This window comes from Prauserella rugosa, from assembly GCF_000719975.1.
GTDB classification, from domain to species: domain Bacteria; phylum Actinomycetota; class Actinomycetes; order Mycobacteriales; family Pseudonocardiaceae; genus Prauserella; species Prauserella rugosa.
The window spans coordinates 124,007-135,486 of sequence record NZ_JOIJ01000004.1; the positions used below are offsets into that span (position 1 = coordinate 124,007).

11 protein-coding genes and 1 pseudogene are annotated in these 11,480 nt (G+C 70.7%); 6 read left to right on the forward strand and 6 right to left on the reverse strand.

What is annotated here, in order from left to right; genetic code table 11:
• Nucleotides 1-128: 128 nt before the first annotated feature.
• The gene (gene coaD / locus IF64_RS0107375; RefSeq protein ID WP_030531272.1) at nucleotides 129-611 is read right to left on the reverse strand and encodes a pantetheine-phosphate adenylyltransferase; all 483 of its coding nucleotides are present in this window, start codon (nucleotides 609-611) and stop codon (nucleotides 129-131) included.
• Nucleotides 612-621: 10 nt separating this feature from the next.
• Nucleotides 622-1,203, reverse strand: a complete 582-nt coding sequence (rsmD, locus tag IF64_RS0107380) for a 16S rRNA (guanine(966)-N(2))-methyltransferase RsmD (RefSeq protein WP_030531273.1) — start codon at nucleotides 1,201-1,203, stop codon at nucleotides 622-624.
• 121 nt (nucleotides 1,204-1,324) lie between these two features.
• On the opposite strand from rsmD, the gene IF64_RS0107385 reads away from it, so the two are divergent.
• The 4 genes from IF64_RS0107385 (at nucleotide 1,325) to IF64_RS0107400 (ending at nucleotide 6,325) form a co-directional block, all read left to right on the forward strand.
• A complete protein-coding gene (locus IF64_RS0107385; protein ID WP_030531274.1) occupies nucleotides 1,325-3,460 on the forward strand; it encodes a HelD family protein in 2,136 nt (711 codons plus the stop codon).
• An 81-nt stretch (nucleotides 3,461-3,541) separates the two neighbouring features.
• Nucleotides 3,542-4,141 (forward strand): hypothetical protein, encoded by a 600-nt coding sequence (locus tag IF64_RS0107390; RefSeq protein WP_030531275.1) that lies wholly within the window; start codon nucleotides 3,542-3,544, stop codon nucleotides 4,139-4,141.
• Between the two features lie 139 nt (nucleotides 4,142-4,280).
• Entirely contained in the window at nucleotides 4,281-5,291 is a 1,011-nt protein-coding gene (locus tag IF64_RS0107395; RefSeq protein WP_030531276.1) for an LLM class flavin-dependent oxidoreductase, read from the forward strand.
• Between the two features lie 341 nt (nucleotides 5,292-5,632).
• On the forward strand, nucleotides 5,633-6,325 hold the full coding sequence (locus IF64_RS0107400) for a SagB/ThcOx family dehydrogenase (protein WP_030531277.1): 693 nt from the start codon (nucleotides 5,633-5,635) through the stop codon (nucleotides 6,323-6,325).
• A gap of 75 nt (nucleotides 6,326-6,400) precedes the next feature.
• On the opposite strand, the gene IF64_RS0107405 is transcribed toward IF64_RS0107400, so the two are convergent.
• The 4 genes from IF64_RS0107405 to IF64_RS0107420 form a co-directional block, all read right to left on the reverse strand.
• Complete coding sequence (locus tag IF64_RS0107405) at nucleotides 6,401-7,030, reverse strand: hypothetical protein (RefSeq protein ID WP_145600650.1); 630 nt, start codon at nucleotides 7,028-7,030, stop codon at nucleotides 6,401-6,403.
• Between the two features lie 159 nt (nucleotides 7,031-7,189).
• Nucleotides 7,190-8,545 (reverse strand): PucR family transcriptional regulator, encoded by a 1,356-nt coding sequence (locus tag IF64_RS0107410; protein WP_030531279.1) that lies wholly within the window; start codon nucleotides 8,543-8,545, stop codon nucleotides 7,190-7,192.
• Between the two features lie 105 nt (nucleotides 8,546-8,650).
• The gene (locus IF64_RS0107415) at nucleotides 8,651-9,487 is read right to left on the reverse strand and encodes an arginase family protein (protein ID WP_030531280.1); all 837 of its coding nucleotides are present in this window, start codon (nucleotides 9,485-9,487) and stop codon (nucleotides 8,651-8,653) included.
• Nucleotides 9,484-10,455: an AraC family transcriptional regulator gene (locus IF64_RS0107420; protein ID WP_030531281.1), complete on the reverse strand. Its 972-nt coding sequence runs from the start codon at nucleotides 10,453-10,455 to the stop codon at nucleotides 9,484-9,486. Before IF64_RS0107420 ends, IF64_RS0107415 begins: the two co-directional genes overlap by 4 nt.
• A gap of 164 nt (nucleotides 10,456-10,619) precedes the next feature.
• Between IF64_RS0107420 and IF64_RS28190 the strand changes: the two are divergent.
• Both IF64_RS28190 and IF64_RS25950 read left to right on the forward strand, forming a co-directional pair.
• Nucleotides 10,620-10,937, forward strand: a pseudogene (locus tag IF64_RS28190) (SDR family oxidoreductase); the annotation flags it as partial.
• Between the two features lie 82 nt (nucleotides 10,938-11,019).
• A complete protein-coding gene (locus IF64_RS25950; RefSeq protein ID WP_051757545.1) occupies nucleotides 11,020-11,475 on the forward strand; it encodes a Rossmann-fold NAD(P)-binding domain-containing protein in 456 nt (151 codons plus the stop codon).
• Nucleotides 11,476-11,480: the final 5 nt, after the last annotated feature.

Below are 11,480 nucleotides of genomic sequence, written 5' to 3' on the forward strand. Positions count from 1 at the left end.
CCACCACCAGTGTGCCGGTCCGGCGGCGACTTTTCGGTGACCGAAGCCCGGTCGGGCGTGTCAAGCCGCCAACCAGGCAAGCGCGGACCCTCGGCCGAGCGAGGTGACGTTGCGCCCGCTACGCGCCGTCAGTCCCGCTCGGCGAGCTTGGCCAGGAGCCGCTCGTGGACGTACGGCGGGACCATGTCCTTCACGTCGCCGCCGTAGGTCGCGACCTCCTTGACCAGCGAGCTGGACAGGAAGCTGTAGGCCGGGTTGTTCGACATCAGCAGCGTCTCGACACCCGAGATCTCCCGGTTCATCTGCGCCATCTGCAGCTCGTAGTCGAAGTCGCTGACCGAGCGCAGGCCTTTGACGATCGACTGGATGCCCTGCTCCTTGCAGTAGTCGGTGAGCAGGCCGTGCCACGAGTCGACGCGGACGTTGCTGAGGCCCTTCGTCGACTCCCGCAGCAGGTCGAGGCGCTCATCGATGGTGAACATGCCCCGCTTGCTCTTGTTGATCAGAACCGCGACGACGACCTCGTCGAAGAGGTGCGAGGCCCGCTCGATCACGTCAAGATGCCCGTTGGTCGCCGGGTCGTAGGAACCGGGACATACCGCTCGCCGCATGCGCGCAACCCTAACGGGACTGCTCGCCCTCGCCGGTCCGGCCCACACGCTCGCCCCAGTACAGGGCCGTGTCGCCGTACTTCTTGGTGCGGAACGACTCGAGCCCCTCGGGCCACGCCGGTTCACCGTCGCGCACCGACCGCTCGACGACCACCAGCGCGTCCTCGGCCAACCAGCCGCCCTCCACGAGGTCGGTCAGCATGCCGGTGAGCGTGTCGCCGGCGAGCTTGTACGGCGGGTCGACGAGCACCACGTCGTAGGCGCTCGCGCTCCCTTCGGCGACCACCGACTCCACCTTGCCCTGCCGCACCCTGCCGCCGAGACCGACCGTCTCGACGTTGGCGCGCAGCACGTCGACGGCGCGGCGCTCCGACTCCACGAACAGCACGTCGGCCGCGCCGCGGGACAGGGCCTCCAGGCCGAGTGCTCCCGATCCGGCGTACAGGTCGAGCACCCGGGCCTCGTCGAGGTCACCGGCGGTCTCGAGCGCGTTGAACAGCGCCTCGCGGACCCGCTCCGACGTCGGGCGGGTGGTCCGTGGAGGAACACGCAGCGTCCGCCCGCCCGCACGGCCCGACACGATCCTGGTCACAGCCTCATCGTAGAAACCGTGGCGAGTGTGACTCTTGGCCGGACCTCGTGATGCCGTCGCGCGGATTCGCGTATTGTCGTTCTTCCCCTTCCCCGGCGACTTTGCACCCAGGAGCGCGTCAGTGTCGGAACCTCGGGTCAGACGGGCCGAGATCGCCATCGAGCAGTCCCACGTGGACCGGGTCTACACCCGGCTCGCCGAGCTCCGCAGGCAGGCCGAGGACATGCGCGCGAAGGGCTACGAGATCGGCCACGGCGCTCAGCGTGAGGCCGTCTTCGAGCAGGCGTCGATGCTGTTCGAGCGCGACATGATGGTGTTCCACGCCAACCAGACGCTGCAGTCGCTCGACGCCGAGTACGAGGGGCTGGTGTTCGGCAGGCTGGACCACACCACGGCCGAACCGGTCTACGTCGGCAGGCTCGGCATCCGCGACGCCGACTTCGAGAACCTGGTCACCGACTGGCGCGCGCCGGCCGCGGCGCCGTTCTACCAGGCCACGGCCGAGGAGCCGATGGACGTCGTGCGGCGCAGGGTGATCCGCTGCTCCGGACAGCAGGTGCTCGACGTCGACGACGACGTGCTCATGCCCGAGTCGGTGCCGGACGGCATGCCCGTGGTCGGCGAGGGCGCGCTCATGGCGGCGCTCGGCAGGGCGCGCGGCGATCGGATGCGCGACATCGTCGCGACGATCCAGAAGGAGCAGGACGAGGTCATCCGCGCGCCCTGGCGCGGGGTCACCGAGATCACCGGCGGTCCGGGGACCGGCAAGACGGCGGTGGCGCTGCACCGCGCCGCGTACCTGCTCTACCGCTACCGCAGGCAGCTCGGTGGCGCCGGGGTGCTCGTGGTGGGCCCGTCGGGTGTGTTCACGTCGTACATCTCGCGGGTGCTGCCGTCGATGGGCGAGACGAACGTCGAACTGCGCTCGCTCGGTGAACTGCTCGACGGGATGCAGGCGACCCGCTACGACCCGGCGCCGCTCGCCGCGGTCAAGGGCTCGCTGCGGATGCGCAAGGTGCTGCTCAAGGCGCTGCGCGACACCCCGCCGGAGGCGCCGACCGAGCTGCGGATCGTCTACAAGGGCGAGGTGCTCAAGCTCGGGGCCAAGGAGCTCGAGAAGGCACGCAAGAAGGTGCACTCCGCGGGCGGGCCGCCGAACCGCTCGCGGGTGCGCGCGGCCGAGACGCTGCTCGAGGCGCTTGCCGACAAGGCCGAGGAGAACGCCAAGGCGGGAGGGCCGCAGCTCGACCGTGCCGACGTCGTGCACGACCTCGGCGAGCGGATCGACTTCCACCGGTTCCTCGTCACGTGGTGGCCCGTGCTGTACCCGGCGCAGGTGCTGCGCTGGCTGGGAGACGAGCGCAAGCTCGCGCGGGCGGGCAAGAACGTGCTCACCGCCGAGGAGGTCACCCTGCTCGCGGAGTCGCTGCGGGGCGAAGGGGACGACTGGACGGTCGCCGACGTCGCGCTGCTGGACGAACTGCGGGTGCTGGCCGGTCCCCCGCCGAAGCGCCGCACGCAGCGGGCGCAGGACATCGAGCTGGACGCCGCGCAGACGCGCGATTCGGACGACCCGGCACGCCACCGGGCCGCGCGCCCTGCGCACTACGACGAGTACTCGCACATCGTGGTCGACGAGTCGCAGGACCTCTCGCCCATGCAGTGGCGCATGCTCGGCAGGCGCGGGGCGTACGCGAGCTGGACCATCGTCGGCGATCCGGTGCAGAGCTCGTGGCCGGACCCCGCAGAGGCCGACCAGGCACGCACGCAGGCGTTCGGCGCGAAGACCGCACGTCGCCGGTACACGCTGCGCACGAACTACCGCAACTCCGCGGAGATCTTCGACCTGGCCGCCGAGGTGGTCGCGGGCAGGGCGGCCTCCGGTGAGGAGCTGCCCAACGCGGTACGGAAGACGGGCCTGGAGCCGGAGATCCGCCGCGTCGACGACGCGACACGGGAGACCGCGGTGCACGCGGCGGCCAAGGAACTGCTCGACGCGGTCGACGGCACGGTCGGCGTCATCTGCGCGATGGACCGGGTCCCCGAGGTGGAGCGCTGGCTCGCGGGCCAGGCGGAGGAACGGCTCAAGGTCGTCGGCAGCCTCGATTCGAAGGGGCTCGAGTACGACGCCGTCGTGCTCGTCGAGCCGACCGAGCTCATCACCGAGTCGCTCACCGGAAGGCGCGTGCTGTACGTGGCACTGACCCGCGCGACCCAGCAGTTGACCGTCCTCGCCTCCGACGACGACTGGCGGTAACTTCCACCCCTCGGTCGGGGGATGTTCGCTCACACTAAGGTGACCTCTCACGCCGTTCATCTCACGCCGCGGGGAGCGAGCATGGACACGTCCGCGATCTTTCCGCGTCTGGTGCCCGCGAGCGCGGCACGCACCGAACCGGACTGGGACTACGCCACGGAGGCCCTGCCGGACACGGCCACCGTCTACGTCCACGACGCACCGGACGGGGTCAGCTATCTGAACTCGGACCTGGTGGCCCGTCACGGCGCCGACGCCGTGGCACAGGCGGCGTTCGACAACCTCCACGCCGTCACGTTCGACGCCCCGGACACGCTGGACGGTGACCTTCACGTCGTGACCGGCGAGCACGCCGGCACCGCCGCGCTGATCCTGCCCGACGTGCTGCCGCGTCTGACGGGTGAGGCGGTGTTCCCCGACGGCGTACTGTTCGCCTGCCCCACCAGCTACGTCCTGCTGGTGCACGTGCCCCGCCCGGGCGGGGTGGATGCGGGCCTGCGCAATCTCGCCGTGCACGCGGCGGGCGAGTTCGAGTACGACGAACTGCGCCGCATCACCCCGTCGACGTTCTGGTGGGACGGCCTCGCCAGCGCCGAGCAGGTCACCACCGTGGAGAACAGGGAGATCTCGGTCGACATGTCCGGACCCTTCGGCACGACCTTCGCCCGCCTGAGTTCCTGAGTTTTGAGCTACTGAGCCACCGAGCTACTGAGCTACTGAATTACTGAGTCACTGAATTACTGAGCGGCGAATTCCAGGACGGGTGGGCACCACCACGCACCCAGGGGCGGAATGTGTGGCCGGCGCATCGCTGTTGACCATGGGCGTGAGCTCACTGCGTGACATCCCGTTGTCGGTACTGGACCTGTCCCCCGTCGTCGAGGGCTCGGACGCCGCGACGGCGTTGCGCAACTCGCTCGACCTCGCGCGGCACACCGAACAGCTGGGGTACCGGCGCTACTGGGTCGCCGAGCACCACAACATGCCCGGTATCGCCAGTTCGGCCACCGCCGTGCTGATGGGACAGCTCGCGGCCGCCACCGACCGCATCCGCATCGGATCGGGCGGCATAATGCTGCCGAACCACGCACCGCTGGTGGTCGCCGAACAGTTCGGCACGCTCGAAGGTCTGTACCCGGGGCGCATCGATCTGGGCATCGGCCGGGCTCCCGGTACGGACCAGCGCACGGCCATGGCCCTGCGCGGACGGGCGGGGCGCACCGCGGACGACTTCCCGCAACGGCTCGCCGAGCTGACCGCCTACTTCGACCACGACGACGAACGTCCGGTGGGCGCGGTGGTCGCGGAGGGCAACCGGCCCGCCGTGTGGCTGCTCGGCTCGAGCGGGTTCAGCGCGCAGCTCGCGGGCTCGCTGGGGCTGCCGTTCTCGTTCGCGCACCATTTCAGCGCCGACAACACCGATGCCGCACTCGCGCTGTATCGCGAGTCGTTCCAGCCGTCGGCGGTGCTGTCGGAGCCGTACGTGCTGCTGGGGGCGTCGGTGCTGTGCGCGGAGACCGACGAGCACGCCCACTATCTCGCCCAGTCGCAGGCACTCAACTTCCTGAGTCTGCGCAAGGGCAAGCCGATCGCGCTGCCCAGCCCCGAGACCGCGGCGAACTACCCTTACACCGAGCTCGACCGGGCGTTCATCGAGAAGAACTCGGCCGCCAACATCGTCGGCTCCCCCGAGACGGTGCGGAAACGACTGGATCAACTGGTCGCCGACACCGGTGCGGACGAGCTGATCATCACGACGATGGCGCACGACCACGCGGCCAGGAAACGGTCCTACGAACTGGTGGCTTCCGTCACGGGGGCTGATTCCTAACCCGAAACGGTTACCATGCGTTCTGGCGTGCGCTCGACGTGACCAGGCGTAATGGGGAGGATGCGATGGGTGAGCCACTGAGCCACGATTGGGGTGGCCAGTACGACCCTGATCCTGCAGACGGATACAGAGAGTGGCTACCTGAATCCGGTGTCGCCCCCGGTGCCGCCCCCGCGGAGCCCGCAGCGGACACCGCGGACACCGTGGACACACCGATCCGGCGCGCCCCCGCGCACGCCCTTCCCGACCCCGAGGACGAACCGCACACCCCGGCCGACGACCACGCCCCGCGCCACACGGCCGACGCGCCCGAGGAGCAATCCGACGTCGTCGAGGAGACCGTGCAGCGCGCGCTCGCCGTGCACCGCCTGTTGAACGGCCAGACCCCGCCGACGCCCGAGCCGCTGCCCGGCATCCGGCGCATCCCCCTCCCCGACGTCGAACCGCCACGCGCCGACCTGGTGAAAACCCTGGTTCGACGTCGCTCCTGGGACGTGTTCGCCCACCGCGACCTCGACCTCGCCGCGCTGAGTGGTCTGCTCCGGTTCGCGCTCGGCGTGCAGCGGTTCGAACCGGCCTACGGCTCCGAACACCACCCGATGGGCATGGCGCCCTCCGGCGACGGTCTGGACCTGTTGCGCGCCTACGTACTGATCCGCGGCACGGATCTGCTCGAACCGGGTGTGTACCGGTACGAGGCCATCGCGCACGAACTCACCCGGCTCACCATCGCCGACCCGGTGCGTCCGCTGCAGCAGATCTACTGGCAGCCTGAGTTCGCCGCGGCTCCGGTGACGATCGCGCTGACGACCCGCATGCGCGTGGCCTTCGAGCACAAACCGCTGCGCCACTACCGCACGATGCACGTCGACTCCGGGATCGCGGTGCAGAACGTCTACCTCATCGCCACCGCGCTCGGACTGGCGTGCTGTGCGGTGTCCGACTTCGACGACGCGGGCCTGTCGCAGCTGCTCGGCGTCCCCGAGTCCGAGGTCCCCACAATGCTGATCCCGGTGGGTCATCCGCCCCTGTGAGCGCGCCGAAGCCCGGGGCCCGCGGCGACCGGAACGGACGCCACGAACCCCGGGCAGGACGGACTCTGGCCGGACTCAGCCGATCGTGATCGGGGTGTCGGGGTCGGTGATGTCGTAGACGGCCTCGAACGTCAACGCGTCCCCGTCGTTGACCAGCCCGAGACAACCGCTCGTGTTCGTGGCCTCGAGCGGTGCCACCCCGTCGGGCAGTGCCACGTCCGGCGTCACGGTCAGCTGGCCCGTGGCGTTGTCGTACTCGCCCGGCGCGTTGCCGACGGCGTCGAAGCTGCACGTCACCGTCGAGATGCTGACGTTGACCTCGCCGACCCACCCGGTCGAGACGCCGGTCGCACTGTCGAACGAACCGATATGCAGCTGGTACGGCTGTGCGTTCGGAGTCACCGAGACGCTGCCGAGCGGACCGGTGCAGCTGTCGAAGCCGACCGACAGGTCACCGATGGCGGCGGGCGCGGTGTGGGCTCCGCTCGGGATGGTGCCGTCGGCGGCCGAGGACGAGCAGTTCACCTCGGTGCCCGTGTCGGCGTCGGCGAGCACGACGCCATCGGCCGAGGCGGCCACGGCGCCGTCGTCGTTGGGGTTGGTGACGGTGATGTCCTGAGCCGCGAACGCGGCGGGGGCGGCGACCAGCGCGACGGCCGCGGACACGGCGATACCACCGAGAAGGCCCGGCATACGGTTACGCATCGAACTCCATCCTCCGTTGGGTGAAGACAGCTACCTGCGAATACCTGCGACGAGAGACCGGCCGATCTCGGTGGCGACGTCCGGCACGCGCCGGCATCACCGCGCTCGACGCTAGGCCGCGCCCACGAACCGGAACAAGACATTCACGGCGCGACGCGGTCAGCGCTCACCGGAGCGACAACTTTCCGCGTCGGCGTTGTCATCATCGGACGAATCCGGCGCCAGTTCCGAATCCGGCAGACTGCGCACCGCCGCCTCCAACTCGAACCGGGCACGCGGATCGTGCAGTCGTTCACCGAAGGCCTCCTCCATCCGGCGGACCCGGTACCGCACGGTCTGCGGATGCAGCCCGAGCCGTTCGGCCACGGCGTGCACGCTGCCCTGCGCGTCGAGCCACGCACTGAGGGTCTGGATGGTGCGAGCCCGCCTGCGCTCGGTCATCCCCTCGAGGGGTGCGAACAGCCGGCGCCGGAGTTGCGCGGTGACGGCGTCCCCGGTGCGCAGCAGCAGTTCCGGCAACACCCGCTCGGACCACACCACCTCCCCCTGCGGCACGAGCCCGTCGTCGACCAGCGCGAGCGCGCGCCGCGCGAGCCGCACCGAGTCGGCCGCCGCGACGGGCTCCACCGCGGCGCCGACACCGACGCCGACCCTCTGCGGTCCGCAACTCACCGCCTCGCGCAGGGCACGCACCCTCTCCTCGGTGACCGTGCCTGCGACGAGCAGGCACGGAGCCGTCCCGGACAGGTCGGCCAGCACCTCGTCACCGAGCGGGGCGACGATACGCACGGGACCGCGCAACGCGATCCCGGTTGCCGTGTCCGGCAGCGGCCACCGGGCGAGCGCGGCGAGTTCGGCGAGCTCACCGCGCGGCGCCGCACGCCGTCCCACGAGCAGGCGGATCAATCTGCGCCGTGCCGCGAAGGCCGGATCGGACGTCTCTGCCTTGGCCTCGCGATAGCCGTCGAGCGCCACCGACGAGAGTTCGTCCATCAAGGCCAGCATCCGGTCGGCCAACTGCGACATCACCGCCGAGGAGAAACCGCTCTGCCTGCCGACGCGCATGATCCGCCGCCACGCCACCCGCACCCCGATGCGGTAGGCACTCTGCAGCGTGTCCAGGCTGCGCCCCTCGCGCAGCTCCTGCCTGCCGATGCGGCGGTGCACCTCGTGGCCGTCGTTCAGTACCGGCATGGTCGACGTGCTCGACGGCGCGGCACCGGCCGGATCGGCGACCGGACCGGCCGGCGCCGTGATCGCCGCGGAGTCGGGCCGCCCGGCCGTGACGGTCGACGGCTCGCCGAGCCGGTCGATGAACAGGGTGATGGCGTGCCGCACGCCTTCCCGGATCCAGATGCCGTAGGGCCCGTCGAACGACCCGCGGTACTCGGGAATGGCCGCGCGGATCTCGGCGATGATCTCTCCTGCGACGTCTTCCAGCTCGGGCCGCACGATGCCGCGGAGGCCCTGTAGTACGGGGGTGTCGGCGGGCGGGCCGACCCGGTGAGCTCTCACGGACGGTCACGACTCCCTTCCCTACGGTCATCGGAGGGCGGAGAGCGAGCACATCACACCGCACGCCAGGGTGGAAGGGCCGCCGACCCGGGCAGCGGCAGGCGTTCACCCGGGCGGCTCACCACCAACGGCGGGTCCGCGCAGTGCACGAGCGAGCGCGTCGAGCACCGGGGTGAGCGCGCGCAGCAGGCCGGGGTCGGTGGTGGCGCACTCGGTGAGCCCCGCACCGACGACATGGGCTCCCGCCAGTGCGTCGATCCCAGCCACGAGCCGCTCGATCGTCAGCCCGCCGGGCTCGCGGTAGTGCCCGCCCGGCCATTCCCGTGGATCGAGGACGTCGACGTCGACGTGGAGGTACACCGGTCCGTCCCCCACCGTCTCGCGCACCACGACGGGGTCGGCAGGCGGCGGAACGTGCCGCACCAGACCCTGTTCGACGGCCCCACGTTCGTCGGGGTCGAACACGCGGGTACCGATGAGCACGGCGTTTCCGGGCGCCAGCGGCGGACTACCCGCCACGTCGGGACCGCCGTCGCCGAGTAGTGCACGCAGGACCATGCCGTGGAACGCGCCGGACGGCGAGCCGGCGGCCGTGTTGCAGTCGGCGTGCGCGTCGAACCACGCAACGGTCAACGCGGGGCCGTGGCGCATGCGCGCGAAGCCGACGGGTACGAGTTCGACCGCGCAGTCACCGCCGATCGTCAGCATCGGACCACCGGGCCCGATCGCCGACAACGCCGTGTCGCGACAGGACACCAGCGCCCGCCGGTTGGCGACACCGTCCACAGTGTCCGAGGACGACGACGGCACCGGAAGCTGTTCGACCGGCGTGTCCAGTACGTCACCGGCGAGCTCGGCGAGCGCCCGGCCGCCTGCGGGCAGGACCTCCGAAGCGCCCTCCCACGTAGCGCCCTGCCACTGCGGGAACGCCACGATCCTCATTCGACACCCACCCGGTGCTCGCGCGGCGACAATCCGCGATGTCGTTTGAACGCCGCGCTGAACGCGAACGCATTGGCGTACCCGACCTTTCTGGCGACGGACTCAGCCGTGTCGCCGGTGGTGCGAAGCAGGTCGGCCGCGACCGTCATGCGCCAGTCGGCGAGGTAGGCCATGGGCGGACTGCCCACCAGATCGGTGAACCGGCGCGCGAAGGCGGCCCGGCTCACCCCGCAGTGCGCGGCCAGCCGCGCCACCGTCCACTGTGCTCCCGGGTCGTCGTGGATCAGCCGGAGCGCCTGGCCCACCACCGGGTCGCTCTGCGCCCGGAACCATCCGGGCGCCGCGTCGCGCTGACCGTCCAACCAGGTCCGTACCGTCTCGATCAACGCGAGGTCGAGCAGCCGGTCGAGCACCACCTGCTGACCGGGACGGGAACCGGCCAGCTCCGCGATCAGCAGGTCCAGCACGGGAGACCCGATGTCGGCGGCCGCGACGAGCGCGACGTCGGGCAGCGCCCCCAGCAGGCGGGCACCCACGTCCCCGGCGACCTGATAGGTCCCGCTGACCATCACCGAGGAGCCGGGGGTCTCGGATTCGGCCGCGGCGGTGAGGAACTCGTCGGTGATGTCTGTTCCGTCCACTGTGGTCAGCCGATTGCCGGGGCGGACGACGACGGAGGCCGGGGTGTCGATCTCGTCGGCGACCACGTAGGGCCCCGGCCCTTTCACCACCGCCACGGTCCCCTCGCCGATCAGTACCGGTTCGGCGATTCCCGGTTCGGCGATTCCCGACTGGACGGCGCCAGAACCAGCGTCCGGGACGATCCATGCGTGCCCGCGCACCATCGTGACGAGTGCGAGGCGCGCGCCGTCGTCGATCCGCAGTGCCCACGGCGGTTCCAGCACCGTCCGGCAGAACGCGGCCGACCGCGCGCGCACGCCCGCGAGCACGTCCGCCAGGGCATCCATGCGCCCCAGTGTAGACGATTCCGTATGTCCGCGAGCCCTTCGAACATGGATCGTCTCGTCTCCGGCGACGACTCTGGACGGTGTTCACCCAACACAGTTCACCCAACACAGTTCACCCCAACACGGCCCATCCACCACGGCCCACGTTCAGATCGGAGACCACCATGTACGCCATCACCGGAACGACCGGACACGTCGGCGGTGCCGCCGCACGAACCCTGCAGGAGAAGGGCCTGCCCGTGCGCCGCGTCGTACGGAACGCCGCACGCGCGACAGGCCAGGACGCCGGAACCGAGACCGTCGTGGCCGACCTCGGAGACCGCGACGCACTCACCGACGCCTTCCGCGACAGCGACGGCGCCTTCGTCCTGCTCCCGACCCTGCCCTCCGGCTCGGACACCGAACACCGGCGGATCGCCGACACGATCGCCGCCGCGGTGGACGCGAGCGGGGTCCCGCACGTCGTCGCACTGTCGTCCTGGGGCGCCGACCGCGCCGACGGCACGGGCCCGATCCCGCTGGCTGAACCACCTGGAACACGCGCTCACCGGTACCCGCGCGGTCGTGACCGCGGTGCGCGCACCGCATTTCCAGGAGAAGGTCGAAACGACGCTGGACGCCGCGACGGGCGCGGGAATCCACCCGGTGTTCGCCCCCTCGGCCGACGTCGACGCGGCGATGGTCGCCACCCGCGACATCGGCGCCGTCGTGGCGGCGGCACTCGCCGCGCCCCCGAAAAGCAGCGAGATCGTGCAGCTGGACGCGCCGCACTACAGCGAACGGGACGTGGCGCGGCGACTCGGCGCGCGACTGAACAGGGACCTCGACGTCGTCGTCCTGCCCCGCGAGACGTGGGAACCGACGCTCATCGACGCCGGCCTGTCCCCCACACTGGCCGCCGAGATCGCGGCATTGTACGACGCGGACGCCCGCGGACTGCTGCAGCCCGCGGGCGACCGCGTGCACCGCTGCCACACCGAGCTCGACAGCACCCTGGCCGGCCTGATCGCGCTCGTGTGACGCGG